The 26026-nt window shown below is 62.3% G+C and carries 32 protein-coding genes; 25 read left to right on the forward strand and 7 right to left on the reverse strand.

What is annotated here, in order from left to right:
- The first annotated feature begins 4 nt into the window (after nt 1-4).
- Genes HL653_RS10920 through HL653_RS10930 form a run of 3 tightly spaced genes read left to right on the forward strand, consistent with a single transcriptional unit; the run spans nt 5 to nt 2067 of the window.
- Complete coding sequence (locus HL653_RS10920; protein ID WP_253718033.1) at nt 5-1084, forward strand: serine hydrolase; 1080 nt, start codon at nt 5-7, stop codon at nt 1082-1084.
- Nucleotides 1085-1672: a hypothetical protein gene (locus HL653_RS10925; RefSeq protein ID WP_171744551.1), complete on the forward strand. Its 588-nt coding sequence runs from the start codon at nt 1085-1087 to the stop codon at nt 1670-1672.
- Complete coding sequence (locus HL653_RS10930) at nt 1669-2067, forward strand: hypothetical protein (RefSeq protein WP_171744552.1); 399 nt, start codon at nt 1669-1671, stop codon at nt 2065-2067. The genes HL653_RS10925 and HL653_RS10930 overlap by 4 nt, the downstream gene beginning before the upstream one ends.
- Nucleotides 2068-2097: 30 nt before the next feature.
- On the opposite strand, the gene HL653_RS10935 is transcribed toward HL653_RS10930, so the two are convergent.
- Complete coding sequence (locus HL653_RS10935; protein WP_171744553.1) at nt 2098-3141, reverse strand: NAD(P)-dependent alcohol dehydrogenase; 1044 nt, start codon at nt 3139-3141, stop codon at nt 2098-2100.
- A gap of 190 nt (nt 3142-3331) precedes the next feature.
- Here HL653_RS10935 and HL653_RS10940 point away from each other — a divergent pair, with 190 nt between their 5' ends.
- Nucleotides 3332-4192 carry a LysR family transcriptional regulator gene (locus HL653_RS10940; RefSeq protein ID WP_253717884.1) on the forward strand — a complete coding sequence of 287 codons (861 nt, stop codon included), beginning with the start codon at nt 3332-3334 and terminating at the stop codon, nt 4190-4192.
- A gap of 492 nt (nt 4193-4684) precedes the next feature.
- Here HL653_RS10940 and HL653_RS10945 read toward each other — a convergent pair whose 3' ends face one another.
- Entirely contained in the window at nt 4685-5626 is a 942-nt protein-coding gene (locus HL653_RS10945; protein ID WP_171744555.1) for a PHB depolymerase family esterase, read from the reverse strand.
- A 464-nt stretch (nt 5627-6090) separates the two neighbouring features.
- Between HL653_RS10945 and HL653_RS10950 the strand changes: the two genes are divergently transcribed.
- On the forward strand, nt 6091-6249 hold the full coding sequence (locus tag HL653_RS10950; protein ID WP_171744556.1) for a hypothetical protein: 159 nt from the start codon (nt 6091-6093) through the stop codon (nt 6247-6249).
- A 73-nt stretch (nt 6250-6322) separates the two neighbouring features.
- Here the strand turns inward: HL653_RS10950 and HL653_RS10955 are convergent, their stop codons facing one another.
- The 4 genes from HL653_RS10955 to HL653_RS10970 form a co-directional block, all read right to left on the reverse strand.
- On the reverse strand, nt 6323-7672 hold the full coding sequence (locus HL653_RS10955; protein ID WP_171744557.1) for an ATP-binding protein: 1350 nt from the start codon (nt 7670-7672) through the stop codon (nt 6323-6325).
- Between the two features lie 17 nt (nt 7673-7689).
- Nucleotides 7690-8445 carry a response regulator gene (locus HL653_RS10960; RefSeq protein WP_253717885.1) on the reverse strand — a complete coding sequence of 252 codons (756 nt, stop codon included), beginning with the start codon at nt 8443-8445 and terminating at the stop codon, nt 7690-7692.
- An 84-nt stretch (nt 8446-8529) separates the two neighbouring features.
- Entirely contained in the window at nt 8530-8808 is a 279-nt protein-coding gene (locus HL653_RS10965) for an EF-hand domain-containing protein (protein WP_171744558.1), read from the reverse strand.
- Between the two features lie 284 nt (nt 8809-9092).
- Entirely contained in the window at nt 9093-9956 is an 864-nt protein-coding gene (locus HL653_RS10970; RefSeq protein ID WP_171744559.1) for a LysR family transcriptional regulator, read from the reverse strand.
- A gap of 194 nt (nt 9957-10150) precedes the next feature.
- On the opposite strand from HL653_RS10970, the gene HL653_RS10975 reads away from it, so the two are divergent.
- The 6 genes from HL653_RS10975 to HL653_RS11000 all read left to right on the forward strand — a co-directional run bounded on the left by HL653_RS10975 (nt 10151) and on the right by HL653_RS11000 (nt 16073).
- Entirely contained in the window at nt 10151-11236 is a 1086-nt protein-coding gene (locus HL653_RS10975; RefSeq protein WP_216599976.1) for an alpha/beta hydrolase, read from the forward strand.
- Between the two features lie 10 nt (nt 11237-11246).
- Entirely contained in the window at nt 11247-12203 is a 957-nt protein-coding gene (locus HL653_RS10980) for a DMT family transporter (RefSeq protein WP_171744560.1), read from the forward strand.
- A 78-nt stretch (nt 12204-12281) separates the two neighbouring features.
- Nucleotides 12282-12698, forward strand: a complete 417-nt coding sequence (locus HL653_RS10985; RefSeq protein WP_171744561.1) for a nuclear transport factor 2 family protein — start codon at nt 12282-12284, stop codon at nt 12696-12698.
- A 76-nt stretch (nt 12699-12774) separates the two neighbouring features.
- The gene (locus tag HL653_RS10990) at nt 12775-13914 is read left to right on the forward strand and encodes an epoxide hydrolase family protein (protein ID WP_171744562.1); all 1140 of its coding nucleotides are present in this window, start codon (nt 12775-12777) and stop codon (nt 13912-13914) included.
- 38 nt (nt 13915-13952) lie between these two features.
- Nucleotides 13953-15173 carry a winged helix-turn-helix domain-containing protein gene (locus tag HL653_RS10995; RefSeq protein WP_253717887.1) on the forward strand — a complete coding sequence of 407 codons (1221 nt, stop codon included), beginning with the start codon at nt 13953-13955 and terminating at the stop codon, nt 15171-15173.
- A complete protein-coding gene (locus HL653_RS11000; RefSeq protein ID WP_171744563.1) occupies nt 15174-16073 on the forward strand; it encodes an alpha/beta fold hydrolase in 900 nt (299 codons plus the stop codon).
- A gap of 476 nt (nt 16074-16549) precedes the next feature.
- Here HL653_RS11000 and HL653_RS11005 read toward each other — a convergent pair whose 3' ends face one another.
- Nucleotides 16550-16936, reverse strand: a complete 387-nt coding sequence (locus HL653_RS11005) for a helix-turn-helix domain-containing protein (protein ID WP_171744564.1) — start codon at nt 16934-16936, stop codon at nt 16550-16552.
- A gap of 87 nt (nt 16937-17023) precedes the next feature.
- On the opposite strand from HL653_RS11005, the gene HL653_RS11010 reads away from it, so the two are divergent.
- From HL653_RS11010 to HL653_RS11075, 14 genes are all read left to right on the forward strand, one after another.
- Nucleotides 17024-17773 (forward strand): SDR family NAD(P)-dependent oxidoreductase, encoded by a 750-nt coding sequence (locus HL653_RS11010; RefSeq protein WP_171744565.1) that lies wholly within the window; start codon nt 17024-17026, stop codon nt 17771-17773.
- A 356-nt stretch (nt 17774-18129) separates the two neighbouring features.
- Nucleotides 18130-18267, forward strand: a complete 138-nt coding sequence (locus HL653_RS11015; RefSeq protein ID WP_171744566.1) for a hypothetical protein — start codon at nt 18130-18132, stop codon at nt 18265-18267.
- Between the two features lie 226 nt (nt 18268-18493).
- The gene (locus HL653_RS11020) at nt 18494-18853 is read left to right on the forward strand and encodes a hypothetical protein (RefSeq protein WP_171744567.1); all 360 of its coding nucleotides are present in this window, start codon (nt 18494-18496) and stop codon (nt 18851-18853) included.
- A 163-nt stretch (nt 18854-19016) separates the two neighbouring features.
- Nucleotides 19017-19496, forward strand: coding sequence for a heavy metal-responsive transcriptional regulator (locus HL653_RS11025; protein WP_171744568.1), 480 nt, complete (start codon nt 19017-19019; stop codon nt 19494-19496).
- The gene (locus HL653_RS11030; RefSeq protein ID WP_171744569.1) at nt 19493-19714 is read left to right on the forward strand and encodes a hypothetical protein; all 222 of its coding nucleotides are present in this window, start codon (nt 19493-19495) and stop codon (nt 19712-19714) included. Before HL653_RS11025 ends, HL653_RS11030 begins: the two co-directional genes overlap by 4 nt.
- A 55-nt stretch (nt 19715-19769) precedes the next feature.
- Entirely contained in the window at nt 19770-20090 is a 321-nt protein-coding gene (locus HL653_RS11035) for a hypothetical protein (protein ID WP_171744570.1), read from the forward strand.
- 62 nt (nt 20091-20152) lie between these two features.
- Nucleotides 20153-22018, forward strand: a complete 1866-nt coding sequence (locus HL653_RS11040; protein ID WP_367613601.1) for a 2Fe-2S iron-sulfur cluster-binding protein — start codon at nt 20153-20155, stop codon at nt 22016-22018.
- Nucleotides 22018-22746 (forward strand): hypothetical protein, encoded by a 729-nt coding sequence (locus HL653_RS11045; RefSeq protein ID WP_171744572.1) that lies wholly within the window; start codon nt 22018-22020, stop codon nt 22744-22746. Before HL653_RS11040 ends, HL653_RS11045 begins: the two co-directional genes overlap by 1 nt.
- Nucleotides 22743-23465, forward strand: a complete 723-nt coding sequence (locus tag HL653_RS11050) for a cytochrome c3 family protein (protein ID WP_171744573.1) — start codon at nt 22743-22745, stop codon at nt 23463-23465. The genes HL653_RS11045 and HL653_RS11050 overlap by 4 nt, the downstream gene beginning before the upstream one ends.
- Nucleotides 23452-23775: a DUF1622 domain-containing protein gene (locus tag HL653_RS11055; protein WP_253717891.1), complete on the forward strand. Its 324-nt coding sequence runs from the start codon at nt 23452-23454 to the stop codon at nt 23773-23775. The genes HL653_RS11050 and HL653_RS11055 overlap by 14 nt, the downstream gene beginning before the upstream one ends.
- A gap of 13 nt (nt 23776-23788) precedes the next feature.
- Nucleotides 23789-24226 (forward strand): four-helix bundle copper-binding protein, encoded by a 438-nt coding sequence (locus tag HL653_RS11060; protein ID WP_171744574.1) that lies wholly within the window; start codon nt 23789-23791, stop codon nt 24224-24226.
- A gap of 138 nt (nt 24227-24364) precedes the next feature.
- Nucleotides 24365-24574, forward strand: a complete 210-nt coding sequence (locus HL653_RS11065) for a hypothetical protein (RefSeq protein WP_253717893.1) — start codon at nt 24365-24367, stop codon at nt 24572-24574.
- A 318-nt stretch (nt 24575-24892) separates the two neighbouring features.
- The gene (locus tag HL653_RS11070) at nt 24893-25378 is read left to right on the forward strand and encodes a hypothetical protein (RefSeq protein WP_253717895.1); all 486 of its coding nucleotides are present in this window, start codon (nt 24893-24895) and stop codon (nt 25376-25378) included.
- Nucleotides 25379-25534: 156 nt separating this feature from the next.
- Complete coding sequence (locus HL653_RS11075) at nt 25535-25864, forward strand: hypothetical protein (RefSeq protein ID WP_171744575.1); 330 nt, start codon at nt 25535-25537, stop codon at nt 25862-25864.
- The last annotated feature ends 162 nt before the right edge of the window (nt 25865-26026 follow it).

Genomic DNA, 26026 nt, shown 5'->3' on the forward strand with positions numbered 1-26026 from the left:
CGAGGTGTCGCGCTGCCGGACAATTGCTGCCAGCGCCGATGTCGCGGCGAAAAAAGGAACAAGCATGCGGATGCCCAAAATAACGGTGGCATCAGCCGCTGCGCTCATCGCGGTGCCTGCTCATGCCCAAGGTGCCGATGCCGCATTCACCAAGCGTCTGCACCGAATAGCCGCCCAACTCGACCTGCCCGGGTTCAGTGTCGCCGTCATACGCGACGGCAAAATAATCTATCGTCACGAAGAAGGCGTCGCCGATCGCGCGACGGGAGCGCCGATCCGGTCCAACTCGCTGTTCGGCATCGCATCGGTCACCAAGTCGATGACCGGCATAATCCTTGCGCAGCTTGAGGCGGAGGGAAAGATTCGGCTGGACGATCCGCTGCTCGCCTATCCGCTCAACACCGGTTGGCATCCGCCCGAGGGCATCGGCGATCCCAATATCACGATCGGAGACGTGCTCAGCATGAGCGCCGGCGGGCTGCCCGGCGAGACTTATGTATATAATGGCGCGCGGTTCAATCTGCTCTCGGGACTGTTCGACAAGATCAGCGGGGTCACGTCGCCGCAAAGCTATGTCGTGCAAAATCGCCAGCGCCTCCTCGGCCCGCTCGGCATGATCGACACAATGACCGGATATCAGAAAGACAGCCCGCTCTCGGCCCGCGCGGTCAAACGATATGAGGCTCAACCGTCCGCGTCGGGCTGGAACTATGTCGAGCGGCACTATGATTGGGATGCTGCCTATCCAGCCTCGGGCCTGATCTCGACGATCGATGATATGGCAAAATATGCTGCCGCGCTCGACCGCAACGCGCTGATTGATGAAGCAGCCTATGATCGCCTGACCACGCCACGAAATGGTCATCCCTATGGTTTCGGCTGGTTCACTCAAATGGGCGCGGGCACGCGGCTTCATTGGGTCTTCGGCTATGGCCAAGCCGAATCCGCCCTTTTCCTGCGAGTGCCCGACAAGAAGCTTACCTTCATCTTTTTAGCCAATGCCGACACGCCTTCCGCGTTGGGACAGCTCGATTATGCGGACGTGTTGCGACAGCCGTTCGGTCTGGCATTCGTCGATAGTTGAGTGAGCGGCGGCAAGGCGATCGATTTCGATGCGCCAATCACCGGGATCTCCCGCGCCATCGGCGCGAAGCCAACACCGATGGCGATAGAGCAATTGTTGGATGAAGCGCTGCTCCAGGCATATCGCGCTCGCACGAGCGGAGCTGATCGCGACCGGGCAGTGGCACTGGCCGAGCTTCTGTTGGAGCGTGCACCGGAAAGGTTCGAGGGGCCTGATGTTTATATGTTGCGGCTATTATCCGACGTGACCTCGCCGCGATTAGCGCCGGCCGCGCGCCGCTTGCTCGCGACCTTCGATCTCGACCAGGATCGCCGGCCTGTCTCCGCTGTTTGGAGCGGTAATGTGCTGGAAAAGCTTGGGGATGTCGCCGCTGCGGTGAAGCTCTATGCGCTGTTGTGCGATCGGTCCGGTTTCGAGGACGAGGCGATGAAGGCGCAAGCCTGCGAGCGTGTGGGCGCTCAGGAAATCGCCAACGGACAGATCACGGCAGGTCGCCAACATCTTTGGCATTCGGCGCGCATCTCGCGCAATGCCAACGACCGTGGAGAATTCGAGCGCAAGGTCGCGCTGCTTGGCCAAGTAAGGTGAGCGAGATGCATGCAAACTTCTCCCTCTCCCGTCGTCGGCTGATCTCGTATCTTTCGGTTGTCGCCGTTGGCGGTCTGGCCCGACCCGTCGTCGCAGGCGAGCGTCAGACGGCGCTCGCGAATTTGGCGTCGGCTGCCATCTCGCCCGGTATCCCTTCTGCCATCGGCCTCATTCAAATCACAGGGGAAAGGATAGGCGAGCCGCTCGTTCTCGGCGTTAAAGCCGTTGGCAGCACTGAGCGCGCGCGCGTTGGCGATCGCTGGCATATCGGTTCCAACGCCAAATCGATAACGGCGACGATGATCGCGCGTCTGGTCGAGGGACAGCCAGCCTCACAGTGGCGCAAAGCTAGACGCAGTCGCAAGGTACATCAGTGCTTGTTTAGATTGGAATAGAAACTCTGGAGGGCGAGCCGGAATGGAGAGTCAGCCCCCGACCTCGCTCTTGGCTCGAATGACCACTTTCCCGAATGGCCCGCGTTCGAGGTGATCGAAGGCCGCCGGTGCATCTGCAAAGGTGTAAATTCTATCGATCACCGGCTTTATGGCATTCTCGTCGATGGCGCGGTTCAAGTCCTCAAAAGATCGTCTATGGCCGACCGACACACCCTGAATGATGGCCCTTTTGAGCATCATAGGAACTGCCGACAGCACGATCTCCGATCCCTTCATAAAGCCGATCTGGGCGATACGCCCGCCGCTCGTGAGGGCGGCTGCCGAATGGCTGATATTGTCGCCACCGATCAGTTCGAGCACATGATCGACGCCGTGCCCGTCGGTCAGGTCCAGTGCTGCGACGGACCAGTCCGGGTTCGCGCGAGTATCTATCACGCCAACGGCGCCGAGCGCCTTTGCGCGTTCAAGCTTCTCCGCGCTCCGCGAAGTGACGATCACGCGGGCTCCGAAAGCCTGGGCAATTTGAAGCCCGAACAGGGCGACGCCGCCGGTGCCCTGCACCAGAACCGTCTGGCCAGGTTTCAGGTGACCTGCTTCGATCAGCGCAAACCATGCCGTCAGCGCCGCAACCGGTAAGGTGGAGGCTTCCTCGTCCGTCAGCGATGCGGGCGCCATGACGGCCACGTCCTCGTGAAGCGTCACATATTCGGCCAGCGCACCAGGAAGCGGTCCGCCCAGCGACAGGCCATGCCGGGCCATCTCGCGTGGCGGCTCGCCGTCGATCCATTGCGTCCAGAAGTTTCCGAGTATCCGGTCGCCGACCCTGAAACGTGTCACGCCTTTGCCGGTCGCCACGACCTCGCCGCTCATGTCCGAAACCGGAACGAATGGCATGGTCGGCCTGTCGGGCAACAACGCGCCTTCGACCACCAGTTTGTCACGATAGTTGAGGGAAACCGCGGAAACCCGGATCAGCACCTCGTTGCTGGCCGGCGCGGGCACTGGCACCTCGGTCAGCTCCAGGTTCTTCAATCCGAATGCCGGCAACTGCCATCGTTTCATTGTCTCGCTCATGGTCGACGCTCTCCGATGTTGAGCGCCGATCCTATTGACAATCGCATGGACTATGTTGCGACGTATTTTGCGAACAGTTCCTCCACTTGGTATCCAATCAGTGAGTCTTAACCTTCATTCCCACCTCCAAGGCATTTCCGCCTTCGTTCATTCGGTAGAGACGGGAAGCTTCACGGCGGCGGCAGCACGCATGGGCGTGTCGAAATCCGCGACAGGCAAGAGCGTGGCGCGTCTCGAAGAGCGTCTCGGCATACGGCTGCTTGACCGCACGACCCGCAGCCTGAACCTGACGGCCGAAGGGCAGACCTATTATCAAAGCTGCCTGAAGGTCTTGGAAGAGCTGAATGCGGCGGAGGCGCTGCTGGCCTCGCGAAAGCGCGTCGTATCGGGAACCTTGCGCATCAACCTGCCGATCTCGTTTGGCAGGTTGTGCGTCATGCCGGTACTGGAGGAGGTCGCGGACCGGAACCCTGATCTGAACCTCGATGTCTCGTTCACGGACCGACAGGTCGATCTCGTCGAGGAAGGTATCGACCTTGTAGTGCGGCTTGGTGACCCTGGAGATCACGCGAGCCTGATCGGACGCCGCATTGGTACGCAGCGCTCAATCATCTGCGCTGCGCCATCCTATCTGGAGCGTCACGGGCGTCCGAGCGCCGTCGAAGAGCTCGCTCGACATGACTGCCTCGCTTTTGCCAAAGATGGCCGCCCGCTGCCATGGGCGGTTTGCGGCCCGGATGGGCTGGTCAGGTCGTTCGTCATCCAACCGCGCCATACGGTCAGCCACGGTGAGGCTCTGCGGGACGCGACCGTGAACGGACTGGGGCTCGCTTATCTTTCGACCTGGCTCGCAGCAGACGATCTCCACAGCGGGCGGCTCGAGGTGGTGCCGATTGCCACACCCACGGAAGACGGCCCCATCACCGCGCTTTGGCCGCGCTCGCGCGATATGGCCCCCAAGGTTCGTGTCGTGGTGGATGCGCTCGTCGAGGCGTTCATTCGAAGCTCGCCACCGGCTCGGGAGCAAGAGCAGCATGAGAGCGCTATGTAGGGGTAGGTGCAGCGCTCACTTCCATAACGCGTGGTCAACTCTACGTACAAGGTTGATCGCCGTTATCGAACTGATGAGGATCCGACACGTTTTAGTCCGCTAGAGCGCCGGACGGACGGCATCACAAAGAAGGCGCTCACGGATGCGCTCAGGACGCTTTAGCGCCAGGGCATCGTAACGCGGCGAGTCATCGCCCGATCGCTGGATGCCGTGGAAAACTTCGTGACGCCGCTTGGCCGGACAGTCAGCGGGCCGCTCACCGCGCTATATCGCTGGACGGTTGATCATCATCAGGACGTTGAGCGAGCTCGCGCATCATTCGACCTCCAGCGGGGCAGCGAGTAGGAACAAGCTATCGGATGCATGGGAGCGCAGATCAGCGGCGCCTGCTTATCCGGGCCGAGTTGAGGTGATATTGCTACCGATCCGAAGCAGGCGGCACGCAGCCGGTCAGATGATCCGATCGACCTCGTGGTCTCGTACGGATGCCGATCAAAAACGAGGTGAGCAGGATAGGAAAAAATTCGCGATAATCTGACTGGCGTCGAACTGGCGGCTCGCCAAACCGATCATCCTCGGCAGAGCGTATTGGGGGCCGCCAGGCCAAGCATGCCCACCACCAATGACGGTCAATAACGTGACGGAACCATGCGCGCGGCAATCCTCATGACGGGTACGGGCGACTTTGGTTCGATCAAACGGGGCGGTTTGAGCGAGCATCTCGGGCGGGCCACTCCGTTTGCAGCCGTTCGATCTTGACCACAGGCGGATGGTCTCCACGACCGACAGGACCTCTCCTCCTTCGCCCTTGCCGCCGAAGTCGGCTACAGCGCCGCCCCGGTACGGCATGATCGGGTCCGCTGTGCCGGCGATCTGCAGGACAGAGACAGGCCGGGCCGGCCGGCAGTGCGGCGCCAGATCGCTCGGCATCGTGCCGGCGACCGGCGCGATCGCCGAGATCCGCTGCGAGAGATCGCAACCAAGCCGCTCGGCGAACACCGCACCGTTCGAGAGTCCGGTGGCGAAGATGCGTCGATCGTTCGCGGGATATTTCCGCCCGATCTCGTCAAGCAAGATCGAGACGAAGCCTACGTCGTTCTGCGGATTGCGGATCGTCGAACGGCCGTCGTTCCAATGTTTATCGATGCCATCGGGGTAGACGACGATCAGCCCGCGCTGATCGGCAATCGTATCAAAATGCGTGAGCCGCCGCATGCCCGCCCCTTGCATGCCGCCGCCATGGAATACGAGCACGACGGGAAACCCGCCCGCAGGCGGTCGGCCATCTGGAACATGGACGGAGTAAGTGCGCGTGACACCGCCCACCCGAAGCTGTCCGGATTGATCGGCGGCGAATGCCGGAGAGGCGAGTATGCTGGCCAGGACCATGAGCGCGACGCCAAGTTGTGCCACGTAGGTCTTCATCGATGCCATATTTTAAAGTCCTTAAGTTTGAAGCAGAGGACACGAGTCTGGGCGAGCGGCTGGTCGTCATTGAGAACATCCGAAGGTGCGTCGGCTAGGACCCAGAGGCCAGCCGGCAAGGCTCACCAGCCGCCGACGACCGCTTGAACGATCATTCCTGTCGCCAAGGAAGCGAGCACGAAACTATTGCCGGCGTAGAACTAGCCGTAGCCGCCAGACGCCGGTCGCAGGCCATAGACGGTGGGTTCGATCACCACGTAGCTGCGCATCGGCATCGGCAGAACGACGCCCGCGACAAGCGCCCGATCCGCATAACCGTAGAGTACGGGGTAGTAGCCATAACCCGGGGCGAAGTAATATCCGGCCCTGACGCCGCGGTAGGCTCGGAATCATGGATCCGTCCGCCACCATCCTCCATGGCTGCGATCGATCACGATAATCCCTTGGTCATGGTAGGGTGACGGAGGATAGCCATGGCCGTGATGATCGCCGTCATAATGATGGTCACGGCCGCCTCGATGACCATGATCGCCCGAGTGGCCGTGCGAATGGCGCTGGGCGTGTGCAGCCGTGGCGCCCAGTCCGAAGCCCAACAGCACCGTCGCTGCCAGTGCTTTATTGTGTGCAGATAATCGTTTCATCTCGAACTCCTTGGAGTCCGATCATCACTTAACCTTGCAACAGGCGGTTGCGACCATTGTGACGCTATGTGTCGGCCGCCGCCGGGTCTGCATGACCGTACAGCCGCAGACGCGCGCGCAAACCGCCCTCTTGACGGTTCTGCAATTCCAGATCTCCTCCGAACCGGTGCGCGAGCGCCTGGACGATGGACAAACCGAGTCCGACCCCACCCGTGTGTCGGGCGCGCGATGTCTCGAGTCGCCGGAACGGCTCCATCAGGGCTGTGAGTTGTTCGTCAGGCACACCGGGCCCCTGATCGTCGATGCAGACGATCACCTCCTTTTCGTGCGCGTTCACCGTTATGCGCGCCGCACCGTTGCCGTAGCGAAGCGCATTGTCGATGAGATTGGCGATCATGCGCTTGAACGCCACCTCCGTGACCTGCGCCCGGCATGTCTCTCGAGGGAGGGATAGGATCAGGTCCTCCCCGAGTTCGCGACGGATCCTAACGATCTGTTCTAGCTCCTTGCCGACGTCGATGGCGACGTCATGACTGCCGTCCCTTTCACCAGGCTCTGCAAAAGTCAGCGCATCGTCCATGAGCTGCCGCATCTCTTCGAGATCGCGAACGGCCAGCGCTCTTTGCCGCTCATCGCCGATGAAATCGCTGCGCAGCTCCAGTCGGGTTAGATACGTTCGGAAATCGTGCGCGACCGCACCGATGATGCGTGTCCGTTCTTCCATGGAGGCATGCAGCCGCGTGCGCATCTCACGAAAGGCTTCGCCCAACTCGACGAACTCGCGCGCTCCGCCATGCTTGAGAAGGGACAAGTCGTCGTGCCGCACCGCGCGCGCGAGCCGCTCGACCGGCGCCGTGGATTGCGCTGCGAGCCAGAGGATCACGATCAGGTCGAGGATGACGATTGTAAGCCCGAACCACCGGAACCGCGTAATGAAGCGGGTGACGGGTGCGATCGTGTAGCGGGTCACCTCGACGGCGCGGCCATTCGGAAGCGCCACTATCACGCGAACGGGTTCGCGTGAGAAATAGGGTTGCCGGTCCAGGGCTAGGAGCACGTCGTGTCCTTGCGCGTCGATGCGAAAAAGGCGTCCCGCGAGCGCCCGCCGGTATGGGATAGCGGCACGGTTCGCCTCTTGGCTTTCGCTGCTATCGACCGCCATTGGCGAGGGCAGTGACGTCAAGAGCCGCACACCTTGCCTTTCATCCTCGAATGCTCGGGTCAGATCGCCGTAAGTGTCGGGCGGCGCACGCTCGAAGGCCAAGACGATCGCTGCCACCTTGTCCGGTGGCGGGAGGATGTAGAGCCTATCGTTCTCGAGTTGGCCGCTCCGGGTGATCAGCAAGAAGGTCGCATAGACCAATAGAGCGTGAATGATGACGATCGCGCCGATCCGCGCGCGCAGGCTGCTCAATGATCGGGACAGCGTCCTTAGCATCGCACCACCGTCGGCGAGAAAAGATATCCGTCGCCGCGCACGGTGCGGATCAGCAATGGCTCACGCGGGTCATCGCCCAACTTGCGCCGGAGCCTGCCGATCTGGACGTCTATCGCCCGATCGATCAGATCGGCGCCCCGCCCGCGAGTGGCATCGATGAGAAATTCGCGGGACAAAATCCGCTGGGCATGCAGCACGAGCACTTGGAGCAGGTCGAACTCGCTTGTGGTGAGTGTCACCGGCCGCCCCTCCGGATTTAAAAGGGCTCGCGCGCTACCTCTCAGGAGCCAGCCGTTGAAGCGGAAGTTTTCTTCACCCTGATCGTTCGCTGAGGTTGCAAGCTCCCTCGTGCGACGGATGACGGAGCGTAAGCGCGCCAGCAGCTCCCGGGAATTAAAAGGCTTGGCAAGATAATCGTCGGCGCCGAGCTCCAGACCGATCACGCGATCAATGGAATCACTTCTGGCGGTGACGATCAGGATGGGTAGGCGAGGATATCTCGCCCGCAGGGCCCGGCAGATATCGAGGCCGTCTTCCCCGGGCAGCATCAGATCGAGGATAAGACAGTCGAGCCGCTCGAACTCGACCGCGGCGAACAAGCCGGCCGAGCCCTCAAACGCAAGCACCTCGAAGCCTTCCCGCCGCAGCAGCATCGTGACAAGGTCCCGGATCTCCGGGTCGTCTTCCACGATAGCGATGGTGCCTGTCCCCCGTAGGACCGGTTTCGGGTGATCTCGCGCCTGCATCATTCCTCAATCGTATCAAACTCGCCCGATCGCGGTTCGATCAGTTCGAGGCGCCGGATGGTGAAAGGCTTACGACCGGGGCGCTCGTCACCTGCTTTGCCTGTATGCCGCGACCGCTGCCCTGATCTCGGCGGGCGTGACCTTGCCGTTCTTGTCGGCGTCGATGAACTTGAAACCTTCCTCGCGGCGCCCAATTGCCTTCCATTCGGAAAGGCTGAGGGTGCCATCCTTATCCTGGTCGGCCCTTGCGAACATTTGCCGCGCTCGCTCGGCATTGTCACCGGAGGACTCTGCGTTTTGCGCATAGACGCTTGTGGCCGAAAGGCTGGCAATGGCTAGGCCAATTTGCAAAATTTGCCGTAACATAGAAGCTCCAGATGAAGTTGGCTAGCACCGGCATAGAGTTCGGGCTCAATCAGGATGCGCGAGATATATGGCGCTTTGTGTCGGATTGTAACAGTAGTTCCATTTAGCGCTGGCGAGTAACGCCCGCTGCCTTATCGCGGCGGAAGCAGCCTCTGTGCTGCCTAACCGTCGCTTAAGTAGCTTTTTGTGGAAGCTGTGCGGATGACACCCGATCGCACACTGCACATCCAGTATTGTACTTCACCGGGCAGCTACCGCGATTAGTGACCGCAATCGGAGGAATGCTACGGCCGGCTTTTCAGAAACGCGACAAATGCGCGTAGTGCAGCGGATTGGTGACGGCGACTTGGAAAATAAATGTAAAGCGCTTCAATCGGGCAGGACCAAGAAGGCAGAACATGCATTAGTTCTCCGCGATCGACGAGGTCGGTCACCATTGCACTCGGGACGCTGACGATCCCAAGTCCGCGCACTGCGAGATCGATCTGCGAGACGAGGTCGTGGACGATCGTCGTGTCAGAGGGCAAGATCTGTATCGTCTCATCGCCGCTCGCAAGCGTCCAGGGAATGATCGTTCCAGTGATCTGGCTACGGCAAACAACGGCGCGATGTTGCAGCAAAGCGCTCGGGCTGTCGGGCACCGGACGTCTCGCCAGATAGGAAGGTGCGGCAACCAGGATCGCCGTCGAGCGAGGTGCGATCTGGACAGCAACCATGTCCTTCTCGAGGTGGTTGCCGAAGCGCAAACCGGCATCGTAGCCTTGCTTGACGATGTCGACCAGGCGCGCTTCGACGGCAATCTCCAGTTCGATCTCTGGAAAAGCATCCTTAAAGTCGACCAACGCGCTGGCCATGATCAGATCGAAGGGCGCCCGTGGCATGGTGAGGCGCAAGGCGCCGGTCGGACGACCACCTCGGCCAGTTGCGTTCTCAGCAGCCTGCCTGAGTTGTTCGACTGCTGGAGCGGCCGCACGCAGATAGTCGCTGCCGACGTCCGTCAGGCTGATGCTGCGCGTAGAGCGGCGAAAGAGAGGCGTGCCGAGGCGTTCCTCAAGGCTTCGGATCGCCTGACTGACCGCGGACGGGGAAACGCCCAGGCGCCTGGCCGCTTCAGAGAAGCTGCCTGCTTCAGCCACTGTGACGAACATGGCCACGCCATCAAGAGTGTCTCTGTGTCGCAAGCTCGTACCTTGAAGTTCTGCTTACAGCCTCATGCGGGATTACCGCGCTTATCGCGAGTAACTGCTAACCCTATTTGTAGGGCATGCGCAAGAACGAGAGCCCAAGCCGTACGAAATCGCCGACGTCCAATGTCGGCGGCGGACCTGCACTGGATCGAAGGATGATCCTGATGGGACTGGGGGCGGCAGCGACTTTTCCGAAGGGAACATGGGCAGCATCTTCCGCTGCCGTTGTCTCGCGGACGTTCGGCACTGCCCGCCATAAGACCCATTATCTGGAATGCGGGCCGGCCGACGGGCCTTTGATGATCTTTCTCCACGGCTGGCCTGAACTCAGTCTGATCTGGCGTGCGCAGATGGAGTCTTTCGCCGCCGAGGGATGGCGATGCGTTGCACCCGACATGCGGGGCTATGGCGGCTCGTCAGCGCCCGCCTCCAGCGAAGCCTATGCGAACGAGCAGGTCGTCAGCGATATGGCGGAGCTGCACGACCATCTTGGTGGCAAGCCTGCCATCTGGGTGGGCCATGATTGGGGTAGCGTCATCGCCGCATCATTGGCCGCGCACGAGCCGGCTCGCAGCCGCGGCGTTGTGCTGATCTCGGTTCCCTATTTTCCCGACGCGAACGCCCTGCCGACTTTGGTGCCGCTGGTCGATCGCCGGATCTACCCGGCGGATCAATATCCGGACGGACAGTGGGATTATTACCGCTACTACACCACGCACTTTGACGCAGCGGTCTCGGACCTGGACGCGGACAAGGCAGCATCGCTTGCATCGATCTACCGCTCTGGCGATCCCTCAAGCATCGGCAAGCCTTCGGCAAATTCGCTGGTCACCCGCAAGGGCGGCCGCTTCGGTGACGCGCATCGCGCCCCGCCGACCACGCCTGATCCAGCGCTTTGGCCAGCGACAGATTTCGCCGCTCTGGTTGAGGCCTTCGACGACCACGGCTTTCGCTCGCCATGCGCGTGGTATCTGAACGACACGGCCAACATTGCTTATGCCCGCCGCGCGCCGAACGGTGGCCGGATTTCGCTGCCCGTCCTGTTCGTGAATGGCGAGTACGACCAGATCAACAGTATCAAAGGTAATCGCTACGGCGATCCGATGCGAGCGGCCTGCGCCGACCTCACGACGGCAAACCTGCTCGGAGCGCATTGGCTGCCGCTCGAGTGTAAACAGGAGTTGGTTCAGGCGATCCGAGCATGGGTTCAGACCAAAGGCCTGTCTGCGGCGCGGCTTTGAGGATGCAGGCGTGGGTTTGCCGAATCAAGAGATCGGGGGTTTGAAGGCGCGCGGGGGTTGGGCGCAAAGCCGCGTGCTCGTCCTTCTGGCGGTCGGATATCAATGGTTCTACAACGGCGCGAACTTCGTCGCCTTCAAGGTCGGCGGCGATGCGGTTAATCCGCTTCTTCTCGCCGCTCTGCGCTTTGCCATCGCCGCGCTGATCATCCTGCCCTTCGGACTCTGGCGCTGGCATCGGCGGCCAGCCGAACTGTCGGAACTGGCGAATGCAGCGGGGCTGGGTGTGGCGATGCTGGTGGGTAGCCAGTCGGTTGCCATCATCGGAACCCACCTGTTGCCGGCGGGCGTGGCGTCAGTGTTTGGGTCGGCGGCACCCATCTTCCTTGCGCTATTCGCCGGGGTCGCATTGCGCGAGCCGCTTGGCGTCAGGCAGGTTTATGGAATCGGGCTTGGCTTCTTCGGCCTCGTGCTCATGGCCTGGTTCGCCTCGGACAACGGCGGGTTTTCCCTACTGGGCGCTGGGCTGACGCTGGCTGCTTCGGCATGCTGGGCCGCCGGATCTCTGTGGGCACGACGACTGCGCCTCCCGGCTGACCCGGTGGTGGCGCTGACGACGCAACTGGTGGCTGCGGCCGGAGTCCTTGTGCTGGGAGTGGGAGCAAGCGGTATCGCCGGCCGGACCGGCATGACCATTCTGCCGGCTACCGCGTTGTTAGCGCTGGCGTTTCTGATCATCGCCAGCACGCTTGTCGGCTATGCGGTGTTTCTCGCCGTGAACGCCGACGTTTCACCAACGATTGCCAACACTTTCAACTACGCCTCGCCGGTGGTCGCGCTGCTGCTATCGGCCGTTCTGCTGGGGGAATATCTGAACTTATCGAAGCTGTTTGCCGCCGGGGTAGCACTATCCGGCGTGGCGCTCATGGTCCGTGGCTCTCCTTCCCGGCAAGAGGGCCACTCCCAGTGAAAGTGAACATATGGTCGGTGAGCCTTTTCCCGTTGGTCCGACCGATTTCTTGCCCGCGAAATATTGAGTAGGAGCGACATGAAAAACGAGGACACAACTACTCCCAGCGCCGTCGTCAATGCCCTGTATGACGGATTTGAGCGGGCCGACGCTACGGCGATCATGGAACTGCTCGCTGATGAACTCGACTGGCGCGAGTCCGATAATTTTATGCTGGCGGATCGCAATCCGTACCGCACGCCGCAGGCAGTTGCCGACGGTGTATTCGGTCGGCTCGCGGGGCAGTTTCGCGACTACGAGGCCGCCCCCACCGAGATCTTTCCGGTTGGCGAGGTCGTGATCGCAATCGGTCGCTCGAAGGGTGTGGTCGCCGCGACAGGAAAGACGTTCGACGCGCAATACGCCCATGTCTGGCGGGTGCGCGAAGGCAAGATCGTGGGCTTTCGGCAAATCATCGATACGCTGGAGATCTTTCGCGCGCAGCAGGCCGGATGACCAATCGAGAGGCGCTACCGTCGTGGCAGAGCTCGCCACGCAAGAAACGTGAACGAAAGCAATAATGGAGGCGAAGATGGCGTCACCCTATAAGATCAGCATCTCCGACTGCCGGCTATCGATCATCATGGCCAAGGTCGAGGCATATGACTGGAGCCTGCTTCCCGATGCGGGAGGATGGACGGCGGGCGTCGGGATCGAGGACCTGAAGCGCCTCGTCGCTTACTGGAGCGACCGTTTCGACTGGCGCGCCGTCGAGCGCCGCCTGAATGAATTGCCGCACTTCATTTACGATGTGGAAGGCGAGCGACTTCACTTCCTGCACGTTGCCGGCAACGGCGCCAAGCCGCCCGTCCTTCTGCTGCACGGTTGGCCAGGTTCGTTCATCGAGTTCGAAAGACTGATGGCCCCGCTGGCAGCCGACGGACATGACGTCGTCGTACCGTCACTTCCCGGGTTCGGCTTTTCCAGCCCCATAACGCGGCCGATCGGTCCCCGGCGTGCCGCCGACCTGATGCAGGAGCTGATGGGCCAACTCTTTGGAGACGCTCGTTACGTCGTTCAGGGCGGCGACTGGGGACATGGGATAGCGGCGTGGATGGCGAACGACTATCCGAACGCGCTGCTCGGCATTCATCTCAACATGGTCGACCTTCTCGCCAAGGATATTCAACCCAGCACCGAGGAGGAGAAGGCGTTCATCGCCGAGCGGGCCGTGATCCGCGACTGGGAGACTGGTTATAATCACCAACAGGAAACGCGCCCTCAGACGTTGGGCGTGGCGATGGCCGATAGCCCGGTCGGAGCTGCCGCATGGATCCTCGAGAAGTTCGGCAAGTGGGCCGATCTCCCTTCGCGTGCCGATGGCAGCCCCGATCTCTGGAGCAAGTTCAGCGAGGAGCAGCTTCTCACGAACATCATGCTCTACCTTGCGCCGGCCTCATTCGTGACCTCGACCTGGATGTATCACGGCAAAAGGCTCGAGGGCTCACAGGAATTCCCTGCCGGTACACGTATTCACGCGCCGACCGGCGTTGCCGCCTTTCCCGATCCGGTGTTCGTCCCGCCGCCCCGCTCTTACGTCGAGAAAACGTACAACATCGTGCATTGGACGGACATGCCCAGGGGTGGTCACTTCGCGGCGCTTGAAGAGCCAGACCTGATGCTGGCCGACCTGCGGGCTTTTATCGCGAAGGTGTCTGGAGAGGCGTCCTGAGAGCCGAGCTTTCCTTATCCGAGGCGACCCGCATCGCCTTGACCGCACAGGGCTTCAACAGGATGCGTCGGGATGGCGATGTCACACCCTCCCAGCTGAAGAGCGCGCTCCTACGACTTGGGGTCCTCCAGATCGACAGCGTCAACGTCCTTGTGCGGGCGCATTACATGCCCCACTTTTCGCGGCTCGGGAAATATGACTCCCGTTATCTCGATGCCTTGATAGGCCGGCAGCCACAGCGTTTCTTTGAATATTGGGGCCACGAGGCCTCGATACTCCCGATCGAGCTGCAGCCGCTGCTTCGCTGGCGCATGGCCCGGGCACGTCGCGGCGTGGGAATCTGGAAGCAGCTTGAGCGATTTGCGGGCGAGAGCCGCCCGGAAGCGGATGCGATGCTGAGGCGCATCAGGGAGGAAGGTCCTTTATCGGCCTCCAGCGTCTCGGGCAGCAGAGCTGCGAAGGGCATGTGGGTTTGGAGCGAGGCGAAGCATGCGCTCGAATGGTTGTTCTGGGCAGGTCTCGTCGCGGCGGTGGGCCGGCGCGGCAACTTCGAGCGCCTATACGATCTGCCTGAGCGGGTTCTGCCGAAAGACGTCCTCGATGCCCCTACACCAAGCGGGGTCGATGCGCGGCGCTCGCTTCTGTCGCGGGCGGCTAAAGCGCTCGGAGTTGCGACGGCGGATGACCTGCGCGACTATTACCGGATCCCCGCCTCGGACGTACGAGAGCCGCTCAAGCAGCTGGTCGAGGACGGGACCGTCATTCCCGTGCGCGTGCGGGGATGGCGTCAGCAGGCGTATCTTCAAGCGGATGCCAGCGCCGGCCGCAGGCTCGAAGGGGCAGCGCTGCTCTCCCCGTTCGATCCGCTCATCTTCCACCGGCCTCGGACGGAGCGGCTGTTCGGTTTCCGCTATCGTCTCGAAATCTACACGCCGGCGCACAAGAGAGAGCATGGCTATTATGTGCTTCCCTTCTTGATGGACGGCGCGATCGTTGCTCGCGTCGACCTCAAGGCCGATCGCAAGGCGCTGTCGTTGATCGTTCAGCGTCTGCACGTGCAAGCCGGGGCGCCGACAAACTGGGTGGAAAGGCTGCTCTGCGAACTGCGCCTCACGGCTTCATGGCTTGGCATGTCCCGCCTCATGATCGCGCCGGAAGCTGCGGCCGGCGCGTTGCTGGCCATTCTGCCCGGCGGTCGAGAGGAACTCGACGTCGTCGAGCCAGCATCTTCCTTATTCATTCTTAAGGGGGGGACGTAAATGGCTGAGACCACGGTTAAGTATGCCGAGACGTCCGACCTTCGCATCGCCTACGTCGATCGAGGGCCGAGAAATGGCACGCCGGTGATCCTCTCGCACGGCTTCCCTTACGACATCCATGCCTATGACGAGGTGACGCCGATCCTCGTGGAGGCGGGTTTGAGAGTAATCGTGCCCTATGCCCGAGGGTTCGGCCCGACACGCTTCCTGTCGAACGACGCCAAGCGGACCGGCCAGCAGGCGGCTCGCGGCTTGGACATCATTCAGTTCGCTGATGCTTTGGGATTGCAGCGGCCCATACTCGGCGGGTTCGACTGGGGTGGGAATGCGTCCTGCGTCGCGGCGGCACTTTGGCCTGAACGTGTCAGCGGCCTCGTGTCTTACGCAGGCTACGATATCATCGACGTGGCGGCGCAGCGAAGACCTGCCGAACCGGCGTTGGAACGGGTGTGCTGGTATCAGCATCTGTTCCAGAGCGCGCGCGGTCGCGATTGCCTGGACCGGGCCCGTGATGACCTCTGCCGCATGCTATGGCAGGAATGGTCGCCCGGTGGGGCGTTCGACGAACGCATATTTGCACGCTCGGCGGCCGCCTTCGCGAACCCTGACTTCGTCAACGTCGTGATCCATTGCTATCGTTGGATGTCCGGGTTGGAGCCAGGCGATCCTTCTCTTGCGCCGCTCGAAGATCGTCTGGCGCAGCGGCCCAGGATCGCGGTGCCAGCGGTGACGCTGGATGGAGCGCGAGACCCGCTCAAGCCGGGCGGGACCGCAGACCATGCCGCCATGTTCATCGGCCGGCACGAGCATCAGCTGTTCGATACCGGCCACAATCTGCCGCAGGAGCGTCCAGACGCATTCGCCGGAGCCGTGCTGAATGTCTGCGCATGGTCGCAATAAACGACTGACGGCCGACCTTGGCGTCCGATGATGGAAATTACCTGATCTTAAGCCACGAACCGGCCTGGCCCGGGAACTGCGGCAGCGCGGTTGGAGAGTCGGCGGCGCTCTCTATGGACTTCGTTAGCCGTGCACGATGTGCGGCCGTTCTCGCCGGCGGAAAGTATCGTCGCGACGACAAACAGCATGACCGGATAGTCGATACCGCGGTCTCGTCAGGTGCCGCCACGGCTGCGCGCTTTTCTTGACTGGGTCACTCCACTGTTCCGTACATGAACCGGTTCGATCACTCTGCATCGAAGTCACTGTTGCCGACGGATTTGCCGCTCGACCGGCGAGTAGAAATAACGAACCGGCAACGGCATTCCGGACGCCGTGGGCGATGCGCTCTGCGGTTGCGTAGGCGAGCCTTAAGTCCGCGCCATGACTTCGCGGCAGACCCGTCGCCCAACCGTCTAGCACGGCGGGGGCTTATCCTACCCTAAGTCATTTTTGTGCCAGCCGGTCCGCTCGGCTAAAACCCGCGCGACCTCTTCCATGTTTTCGTTCCCCCAGTCACATAACGGTATAAGTGCTTGTGCAAGGGTTTGCCCTCTTGGCGACAATGCATATTCGACGCGTGGAGGTATTTCCTTGAAGTCTTCGCGTGATACGATCCCATCACTCTGCAACTCCTTGAGCTGCTGGATAAGGACCTTTTCGCTGACGCCTTGGACCGCTCGTTTGAGTTCACCGTAGCGGACAGCTCCACGCTGATACAGACCGTAGAGGATAAGCGGCTTCCATTTACCCGCCAGCACACGGAGCGTGGCATCCAGTCCGCAGGAAAAGCTCTTGCTGGGCGGAAAATGCTGAGACCTCATTAGGTTCCTACTTACAAATTAGTGGGTACTTGTCATTAGGTATGGACCGGTGCGAGAAAAAGCACAATCTTTTGAGGAGATGTGCGGATGTCGGACAAGCTAGTTGCGCTCGTCACCGGTGCGAACAAGGGTATCGGACACCAGATCGGAAAGGATCTGGCGGCCAAGGGTTACAAGGTGCTGGTCGGGTCCCGAGACTTGGCAGCGGGGGAAGAAGCCGCCAGCGCTATTGGCGGCGATGCCGAGGCAATTCAGATCGATGTCGCCGATCGGGCATCGATCGCAGCGGCGGCGGCTTCGATTGCTGATCGGATCGGACGGCTCGACGTCCTGGTGAACAATGCAGGCATCGCTCAAGCAGGACCGTCCGATCGTCGGCGAGAAGATGTATTGCCCAAAACACGTATCTCGGCGGTCGACCTTGATGAGCTGCGCCGGGTGTTCGACACGAACGCGTTCGGAACTCTCTCTGTAACGCAAGCTATGCTGCCGCTTCTTCGTGCGGCACCCGCCGGCAGGATCGTCAACATCTCGTCGGGCAACGCGTCGCTTACCTGGAATGCTCACCCGTCAAGTCCGCACCGGGCTTATGTCGGTGCCTACACCGTCTCGAAGGTTGCCTTAAATGCCATGACCCAGGCGCTCGCGTTCGATTTGAAGGATACGGCCATCAAGGTGAACGCTGTTTGCCCAGGATTCACTGCAACCGCGATAAACGGGTTTGCCGGGACCGGGACCGTCGAAGAGGCAGCACGAGAACCGGTGCGACTTGCCACGCTAGGCCCTGATGGCCCGTCCGGCGGGTTCACGAATTCCGACGGCACCATCCCTTGGTAACCGACTCTCCGACGACGGTTGCGGCAGAGGTGGCGGCGGCTGAATGCGATCGCGCCGTTCAACCCCGGGCATCCGGCCGGCGTGTCATGCACGACATCGCATTGGCGCTAGAGTGACTTCAACCACTTGGATGCCGAGCGTTCAGTGGTCGTAGGCACGAGTCCGATAGGGAGGTTTGAGGTTAACGCGGTAGTGGTCACCGCCGCCGCAGCGGCATTGGCAGTTACCGCCAAGAGGTTCGCCGCAACCGAGATGATGGCCTCTCGTGCCGTCTCGACCTCGACCGAGAGCAGCTTCGTCACCAGCAGCGAATTGTATTTCGATGACGGTGGCGCGCAGGTCCGACCGGGCTTCGCTTGATCGCCATGCTGGCAATCGGCGTCATCCGGCTCGCGACAGATGCGTTCAGTCGCGGTGATGGTCAGGACTCCCTCGCGCTGCTGCTTGATGAGGGCTTCGATGCACTCAGGAAAGAGTTCTCGGCGTCGCCATAACCGGGTCGCTCATGGAGGTCTGGCGTAGTTGTGTCTCGTTGCACAGTGGCAGGCACATTCTGGCCGCTGAGCCGACGCATCCCGCAGAACCAAATTCGGCGCAGCGAGGGGCTGCGACCTCTACGTATATTGAGGCGGGACCTTGGACCTTACTCCGGCACCTGAAGAGAGACTCTTCCCCTCGGTTCCCGAGCGGTGGTGCAGACATTTCGTCAAGGAGGAGTATATGATCAAGAAGTCCCTGTTCGCCGCGATTGCCGGCATCTCGATGTTCGCCGCTTCTGTGCCTACGATGGCCCAGGGCATCGGGCACAGCTTTTTCATGCGCGGCTCGATCGTCGATACGGGCAGCACCGGCACCGTGGTCTGCATCGGCAAGGCCGATGGCGCCGAGGTCGGCCAGAAGCTCGAAGTCTATCGCGTCGTCACCCATCCCGGGCCGTCGAAGGGCGTGGCGCCGACCTTCCATCGCCAGCTCATCGGCCATGTGACGATCGACCACATCTTCGATGACCATTTCGCGCATGTGACGATCACCGACGGCACCCCTACCAAACACGATCTCGTCGAGCTTCGCAAGAATTGACCGTGCTCCCGGCACTGGACCGGCAAAGACTGCCCTGACGGCAAGGACGTCGGGGCAGCAGCCGGCCGGTGCGGCGCTTGCGGCGTGACCAGGATCGTTCGGGATCGCAGCAAAACCGCTTGACCCGGGATCATGGTCCAACCGGCATGATCGAGTGGATGTCATGGGCAATTTCAAGATCGGCGAACTGGCAGCAGCCGCGGGCGTGGGCCGCGACACAATCCGTTATTATGAGCGGATGGGGCTGCTCCGCGCGCCTGAGCGCACGGCAGCAGGCTACCGGATCTACGACCAGACGGATCTCGAGCGCGTCAACTTCATCCGCTCGGCACAGGATCTCGGCTTTACGCTGGAACAGGCCAGGCAGCTGCTGGAACTCAGAGCCTCCGACACCGCCAATGCGCAGGCGGTGCTCGACATCACACGGGCCAAGATCGCCGACGCTGAGGCGCGTCTCCAGCGCTTGTCCGACATTCGCGACATGCTTCGGATGCTTGCGGACGAATGCCCGGGCGAGGTGCCGGTGTCCGACTGCCCGATCCTCGCTTTCCTGAGCGCCAGGCGGTCGGCGCGAAGGCGACAACCAGAAAACGAGCAGACGCAGGAAGAACGACCACAGGAAAAGAAAGGGGTCTTATCATGAAGAAATTCGGTTTCGTGACCGCAGTCATTCCGACGCTGCTCTTGACGGCCTGCGTCACGACGCGGCCCACGGCTGCGCAGATCGAAAGCTGCCGGGCCATGGAAGACAATATGGGTCTTCAGACGCCGCACGATCACGGCGAGATGAAGGGGCAGGGGCGCAATCCAATGAGTCTCTCGCACGACCGGTGCCTCCAGATTTTGCGCAACGCGCAATAATCCCATCCGGACGGTGTCATGCCGTCTGGACACCTTCAAAAAGAGGGAAGAAGCCATGTTCGAACATGCGAAAAAGACCCTCCCGCTTGTCGGGGGAAGCCTGTTGCTGGCGCTCACGTTTTCCGGCTGCGACCGCAAGAGCGACCAGACGGTGCCGCCCGCGGCGAACAGCGTCGCGGTCACGCCCGTCGCGACCGCCACGGCGGGTGACGCCGATGCGAACGCCATGGATGCGATGAGCAACCAAGCGGCGATGGAGCAGCATCATCGCCAGGCCATGGATCACGACGCCATGCGCGCGGGCGCTGGCAACCAGAGCGCTCCCGCGCCGGATCCGGCACCGTCCAATTCGGCGATGCCGATGACGGACATGTAGGAGCTCAAGGGGAAACGGGGATGCGGAGCGGGACAGGCCTTGGTCGCTACAGCCTGTTGATAATGCTCGCACTGGGCCTCGCCACGAGTGTGCGGGCACAGGAGGGTGAGGATCATGCGGCTCATCATGGCGGCGGTAGCAGCGCCGCGATGCCGGCGGATGGGAGTATGATCGCCTCGTCGACGCCGAGCGCGTCCGAAATGGCCAAGATGATGAAGCCCATGATGGACCGCATGATCAATGGTGCGGGCGAGAATGAACATGGCCACGATTCACGGCGCGCTGCCTTTTATGCGCAGCTCCTTGCCTTCCCGAGCCTCGACGAGGCGGCCCGGCGACGCGTGGCATCACAAGCCAGCGAGCGGGTTGCCAGCGGTCTCGCGATGGTCGACGCCGCGTCGGCCGAAGGTGCACGCGCGACCACGATCGCGGCTCGCCTGGACGCTGCTCGTCGCCTGCGCGAAGGTACCGACCTGTTTCGCGCGGGTTCCGCCGCGCAGGGCGCGCTCGGTGGGCTGCAGCCGCCCCGCGACGTGGGTCTCACCTGGTTCCGGGACCAGATGGATATCGACGAGGCAGCGTCCGGGCATGCCGGCCATTGGTTCGGCATCTCGCCTTCGCATCTTCTCCTCATGGTGTTCCTGGCGCTCGTCAGCGCCACGCTGATCGCGCTGCAGATGCTGCGCCTGCGGCGGATCGGCGCCATCGTCGCAGGGGTCAAACCGGCGGTTCCGGCGGCGCCTGTTGCGGTCCCGGCAAGCGCTAAAGTGGCGACGCCGCCCGGGCCCGACGTTGACACGCTCGCGCCCAGTGGCACTGCCGCTCCGGCGGGCGCGTCGCTGCGCAAACCGAAAAGCTGGGCGGGACAGCTGCGGGTCGTCCAGATCGTCCGTGAAACGCCGACAGCCCTGACCTTCCGCCTCGCCGATCCCGCCGCCGATCGGCTGCCGTTTGACTTCCTGCCGGGCCAGTTCCTGCAGGTCGAAGTAGGACCCGAGGAAGGGAAGACCGCGCGCCGATCCTACACGATCGCCTCCTCGCCGACCCAGCGCGCGTATGTCGAGCTGACGGTCAAGCGCGAGGAGCAGGGTGTCGTCTCGCGCCATCTGCACGACAAGGTCGCCGCCGGTGATCTGCTGAAAGTGAGCGGACCGTTTGGAGCGTTCACCTTTACGGGTACTGACGCGGAAAGCATCGTGCTCATCGCCGGCGGGGTCGGCATCACGCCGATGATGTCGGTGCTGCGCTACCTGACCGACACCGCCTGGAAGGGCGAAATCTTCTTCCTTTACGGCGCCCGATCGACCGATGAGTTCATTTTCCGCGAAGAGATCGAGCGGCTGGAGCGGCGTTTCGCCAACCTCCACGTCATCGCAACCATGGGGCGCTCGCCCGGGACGGTCTGGATGGGACCGGAAGGGCCGATCACCAAGGAAATGATCCTTGTCGCAGTGCCCGATATCGCGAGCAGGCGAATCCATATGTGCGGGCCGCCGGCGATGATGGGGGCGATGCGGGCCGAGCTTGCCGCGCTCGGCGTTCCCGAGGCACAGCTGCATACCGAAGCCTTCGGCCCGGCCTCACTGCCGGCGCATCCCGAAGACCTCGAAGTGGTGCCTACATCCTCTCCGGCGAAGCCGCACGCTGCGGCACCAGCCGTTGCGCCAGGGACCGTGACCTTTTCAGTGTCCGGCGTGTCCGCGGCATTGCCGGCAGACCAGACCGTGCTTGATGCGGCCGAGGGAGCGGGCGTCGAAATCCCTTATGCCTGCCGGTCGGGTCAGTGTGGTGTCTGCGTCGTCAAGTTACTCAAGGGGGAGGTGACGATGGAGGTCGAGACCGGCCTCGCGCCCGCCGACAAGGCGCAAGGGTATGTCCTCGCCTGTCAGGCCAAGGGAACGGGTACGCCGCTCGTCGTCGAAGCCTGATGCGCGAGCGCGGCGATCTCATCGTCGGACTGCTGGTCGCGTTTCTGCTGCTGTTCCCGCTCGGCTATCTCGTTCATGTGTCGCCGCGGTTTCCCGGTAGCCTTGCGGGCGGGATCATCGGGATCACCGCTCTGGTGCTGATGCTGCTGACGCTCCCCTATGTCGCAGCCAAGCAAATTCCATGGGTCGACAAGAGACTTTCACGGTTTGTCAGCAAGCCGACCCTGCTCGCCATCCATATCTATGCCGGCGTGCTGGCGCCAATCCTCGGGCTGCTCCACGCCGCGCATACGTTCGAAAGCCCGGTCGGGCTGCTCCTCACCGTAATCCTCCTGATGACGGTCATCACCGGCTTCGTCGGCCGCTATCTCCTGGCACAGATCGCAAGAGCGCTGAGGGGGCGCACGTCGGAACTGGCCTCGCTTCGCTCCGCCTTCCTCGACGAGCCGGCCACGGCGGTTGCTCCGGCGGCGCCGAGAGCACCGCTCTCCAACTGGAGGCGTTTTCTGTTTGTCACAGCTGATGCGCCGGGCGGCGATCTACCGGCCGACAAGGATATGTTGGCCGCCGCGCTTGCCGACACCGAATTCGCGGTCCGCGCCGAAGAGGCAACCAACGCGCTGTTCGCCAAATGGAGGCTGCTGCACATCCTGTCGACTTGCCTCATCTTTGCGCTGCTCGCGCTTCACATCGGTGCGGCGATCTATTTCGGGCTGCGCTGGCTATGAGGTGGCAACGCCTTTCCTATGCGATCTTCATCGCGGCCTTGCTGATCATGGTCGCTGCGGTAGCGGTGCGAATGCGATCGGACGCGTCGTGGGATGCCGGGATGGTCGCGCAGCTCGTCGTGCCGGGTCCGCTTTCGAGCGCGCACCAGGCGTTCGCCAGCGAATGCACGGCCTGTCACACACCGGGCAAGGGTGTCGAGACGAAGACGTGTCTGACCTGCCATGCCGGGACGGACTTCGGATTCAAGCAGTCGACGCAGTTCCATGCCCGGGTGACGCAATGCACCTCCTGCCATGTCGAGCATGAAGGCGATCGCGGCATTATCCGCATGGATCATGCGGCGCTTCTCGACCCCATGATATTCCGACAGCCGGCCGATGCCAGCGTCGTCGACCCACATCGCCTCAAACCCGAAGCCGGATTGAATTGCGCCAGCTGCCATTCGTACCGCGATCCCCATCAGGGACTGTTCGGCACCGATTGCGCGAGCTGCCACCAGACCGGCAGCTGGGCGATCGCCAACTACCGGCATCCATCGGTCAATTCGACCGAATGCTCCGAATGCCACAAGGCGCCGCCCAGCCACTTCATGGAGCATTTCAGCATGGTGTCGCAGCGCGCGGCCGGCTCCAAGGCGCGTGTCGACCAATGCTATGCCTGTCACACGACCGACAGCTTCAATAATATCCGCCGCCGAGGCTGGTATGATCACCATTGACGCCAATTGGCTGGGCGGCTTCTTCCGGGCCGCCGTCATCGGCCTCGAGCTCGCGGGGACGCTGACTATCCTGGTCGGCGCGCCGCAAGCAGCTTTCCAGTTCGCAAGGCGACCCAGGGCCAGCGATCAGACGGAAGCCTATAGCGCGTTCCGTTTGGAACTGGGCCGCAGCATCTCGCTCGGGGTCGAGATCAACGGCTACCGGCCCTGGGAGAAAACCGGATGGCGCGGGAGAAAGCGCGCGTGGCCACCAATGGCTCGCCGCCAGGAGGCGACCGGACAATCCGAGCTGAAGCGCGGGTTTAGATGACGGGAGTGGCAAGATGATCGAGAGACGCGAATTGCTGACGGCGGGTGCCGGGCTGGTAGTGGCGGCCACGCTGGCCGCACCGGCAGCGGCGCAGCACCATCGGATGGAGGGGATGGTGATGTCCCTGGCGGAGTGCGTAGACGAATGTGTCGCATCGCACCGTATGTGCTTGGAGACGGCCGCCTATGTCACAAGGCGGGGCGGCGCGCTGGCCATCGCGCCGCTGATCGCCATGCTGACAGACTGTGCGGAACTGTGCCAGACGACGGCAAATTCCATGCTGCGAGAATCTGCCCTCCACCGCATCATCTGCGGTGCCTGCGCGGAGGCTTGCGAGCGATGCGCGCAAGAATGTCTTGCTCGCGGCAAGGACGAGCAGATCGAGCGTTGCTCGGCGACCTGCAGGCGTTGCGCGGCAGGCTGCCGGATGATGGCAGACACGGCGAGCTGAACGCGCCCCTCTTCGCACATTACGTATTCGCCTGGTTCAAAGGCGACACCATCTCATGGGCAAGCTTCGTGAGGAGCGACAATCGATCGGGCCTTCGCGCGGTCGAAAGGAAAACCTCACACCATAAGGATTGGATATTTGCGTAATAAGACGGCAATTATCGCGTCGCTCTCGGCCCTCGGCATCCTTGCCGTCAGCGCCGCGCCTGTTCTCGCCGACGGGATGCCGCCGGGCATGCCGGATCTCGAGGAGCCTCTCAAGGCACGGCCCGCGCCTGCCCCGTTGAACACCGCGCACATGGAGGGCATGCGGCACGGAAAGGAGCAGATGCATAGCCAGATGGTGTAGGGTCATCGGAGGGGAATGCGAGTTTCGGACGGCAGGTCGCGCATGGCGGCTGCCGACTGCTGACCGAACACGTTCCGAAACGCGACGAGTGTTCGACCGATCGGCTCATGGCCGCCGTTGAATGAGCTGACCAATCGAACCGGGCGTTGGCCCGCCGTCCCTACGGCGGGCCGACTGTATTCTACGGGAAGCGAAGACCACCCTTGTGAATTTCGCTTGACCCTGGACCGCGGTCCATCCCGCAGGATCACCTGCGAGCCGGTGCGGAAACACCGGAGATTCGTAACTTACGTATTCAGACCAGAGGCCGAGAGCAGCATGCAGGTGTCGGAAATGCCGGGTTCGAAGCACACGATCCGGCAAGAATTCAATGTTCGGAGATCTTCGATGCCAAAGACGCCTTTTCTGACCGCTACTGTCAGCTGCCTGGCGGCGTTGGCTTTCGCCAGCGCCAGTTTGGCGCAGTCGACGCCAGCAAGCCCGCAATCGACACCCGCACCCGCGCAGCCGGCCCCGACGGACGGTCACGCCCATCAGATGGGCATGGATCATGGCGGGCAACAGATGCACGACCAGATGATGCAGGATCATCAGGCCGGCATGCAGAAGCAGCAGGGTCAACCGGACCAGCAGGGCATGTCGGGAATGGCCGGTATGTCCGGTGGTGCGGCCGCATCGAACGGATCCGGCATGGCCGACAAGCCGATGAGCGGCTGCTGCAAGATGCCGATGAAGAAGGCGAAGCCGGCTCCCAAGAAGAAAGCCGCCAAGCCCATGGCCGACAAGCCGATGAGCGACATGTGAAGTTTCCAGCCCCGAGAACAAACCGCCGGGGCCGAGGGCCCGCCGCCGCCCCCCCCCCGCGGCGGGCCAGTTTTTTTGACGATGAAGCTCGGCCGCCGGGCTCCCCCGGTAACGATTGCCGGGAAACGGGCGCCCGGCGCGAGGTAGGAGACGGTGATGCGGAGATATCCGGGTTTCGGCGCCACGATAGGCCTTTTGCTGTTTGGAAGCACGCCGCTCCTCGCGCAGGGCATCGGTCATACGTTCTTCATGCGAGGCAAAATCGTCCGCATGGATGCGGGCGGATCGGTCGCCTGTCTCGGCAAGGCCGATGGCGCGCAGGTCGGCCAGATCCTCGAAGTCTACCATGCCACGCCGCGCCATCGCCGACTGGTTGGCCGTGTCCAGGTCGACCAGATCTTCGATGACCATTTCGCGCATTTTCAGGTCACGGATGGCACGCCGCAGAAGGGCGACTGGGTCCGGCTGAAGCGGAGCCACTCATAGCGAGCGGGACGACCTCCGTGCGCGGTCGGCTCGAACCGGCAAGAACCCCGACCGCAGCGTGGGCGCGGCGCCAAGTCGTTTGTCTGCGCGGTAGAATATCTTTCCGCGTCCGCCAATGAAAATCCATCCGCTCTTCGACCGCAATGGGTCGCTCATCTTGTG

The organism is Sphingomonas sp. AP4-R1 (assembly GCF_013113735.1).
Taxonomy (GTDB): domain Bacteria; phylum Pseudomonadota; class Alphaproteobacteria; order Sphingomonadales; family Sphingomonadaceae; genus Sphingomonas_I.

What these genes read in the sequence shown, in the direction of transcription:
- HL653_RS10970 (WP_171744559.1), bottom strand. Translation starts at nt 9,956, where the DNA reads ATGTTCGTCACAGTGGCTGAAGCAGGCAGCTTCTCTGAAGCGGCCAGG.
- HL653_RS11005 (WP_171744564.1), bottom strand. Translation starts at nt 16,936, where the DNA reads ATGAGGTCTCAGCATTTTCCGCCCAGCAAGAGCTTTTCCTGCGGACTG.
- HL653_RS11030 (WP_171744569.1), top strand. Translation starts at nt 19,493, where the DNA reads ATGAAGAAATTCGGTTTCGTGACCGCAGTCATTCCGACGCTGCTCTTG.
- HL653_RS11025 (WP_171744568.1), top strand. Translation starts at nt 19,017, where the DNA reads ATGGGCAATTTCAAGATCGGCGAACTGGCAGCAGCCGCGGGCGTGGGC.
- HL653_RS10990 (WP_171744562.1), top strand. Translation starts at nt 12,775, where the DNA reads ATGGCGTCACCCTATAAGATCAGCATCTCCGACTGCCGGCTATCGATC.
- HL653_RS11035 (WP_171744570.1), top strand. Translation starts at nt 19,770, where the DNA reads ATGTTCGAACATGCGAAAAAGACCCTCCCGCTTGTCGGGGGAAGCCTG.
- HL653_RS11045 (WP_171744572.1), top strand. Translation starts at nt 22,018, where the DNA reads ATGCGCGAGCGCGGCGATCTCATCGTCGGACTGCTGGTCGCGTTTCTG.
- HL653_RS10935 (WP_171744553.1), bottom strand. Translation starts at nt 3,141, where the DNA reads ATGAGCGAGACAATGAAACGATGGCAGTTGCCGGCATTCGGATTGAAG.
- HL653_RS10965 (WP_171744558.1), bottom strand. Translation starts at nt 8,808, where the DNA reads ATGTTACGGCAAATTTTGCAAATTGGCCTAGCCATTGCCAGCCTTTCG.
- HL653_RS11075 (WP_171744575.1), top strand. Translation starts at nt 25,535, where the DNA reads ATGCGGAGATATCCGGGTTTCGGCGCCACGATAGGCCTTTTGCTGTTT.
- HL653_RS10940 (WP_253717884.1), top strand. Translation starts at nt 3,332, where the DNA reads ATGGGCGTGTCGAAATCCGCGACAGGCAAGAGCGTGGCGCGTCTCGAA.
- HL653_RS10950 (WP_171744556.1), top strand. Translation starts at nt 6,091, where the DNA reads ATGGCCGTGATGATCGCCGTCATAATGATGGTCACGGCCGCCTCGATG.
- HL653_RS11040 (WP_367613601.1), top strand. Translation starts at nt 20,153, where the DNA reads ATGCTCGCACTGGGCCTCGCCACGAGTGTGCGGGCACAGGAGGGTGAG.
- HL653_RS11000 (WP_171744563.1), top strand. Translation starts at nt 15,174, where the DNA reads ATGGCTGAGACCACGGTTAAGTATGCCGAGACGTCCGACCTTCGCATC.
- HL653_RS11070 (WP_253717895.1), top strand. Translation starts at nt 24,893, where the DNA reads ATGCAGGTGTCGGAAATGCCGGGTTCGAAGCACACGATCCGGCAAGAA.
- HL653_RS11020 (WP_171744567.1), top strand. Translation starts at nt 18,494, where the DNA reads ATGATCAAGAAGTCCCTGTTCGCCGCGATTGCCGGCATCTCGATGTTC.
- HL653_RS11010 (WP_171744565.1), top strand. Translation starts at nt 17,024, where the DNA reads ATGTCGGACAAGCTAGTTGCGCTCGTCACCGGTGCGAACAAGGGTATC.
- HL653_RS11055 (WP_253717891.1), top strand. Translation starts at nt 23,452, where the DNA reads ATGATCACCATTGACGCCAATTGGCTGGGCGGCTTCTTCCGGGCCGCC.
- HL653_RS10960 (WP_253717885.1), bottom strand. Translation starts at nt 8,445, where the DNA reads ATGATGCAGGCGCGAGATCACCCGAAACCGGTCCTACGGGGGACAGGC.
- HL653_RS10985 (WP_171744561.1), top strand. Translation starts at nt 12,282, where the DNA reads ATGAAAAACGAGGACACAACTACTCCCAGCGCCGTCGTCAATGCCCTG.
- HL653_RS11060 (WP_171744574.1), top strand. Translation starts at nt 23,789, where the DNA reads ATGATCGAGAGACGCGAATTGCTGACGGCGGGTGCCGGGCTGGTAGTG.
- HL653_RS10975 (WP_216599976.1), top strand. Translation starts at nt 10,151, where the DNA reads ATGATCCTGATGGGACTGGGGGCGGCAGCGACTTTTCCGAAGGGAACA.
- HL653_RS11050 (WP_171744573.1), top strand. Translation starts at nt 22,743, where the DNA reads ATGAGGTGGCAACGCCTTTCCTATGCGATCTTCATCGCGGCCTTGCTG.
- HL653_RS10945 (WP_171744555.1), bottom strand. Translation starts at nt 5,626, where the DNA reads ATGGCATCGATGAAGACCTACGTGGCACAACTTGGCGTCGCGCTCATG.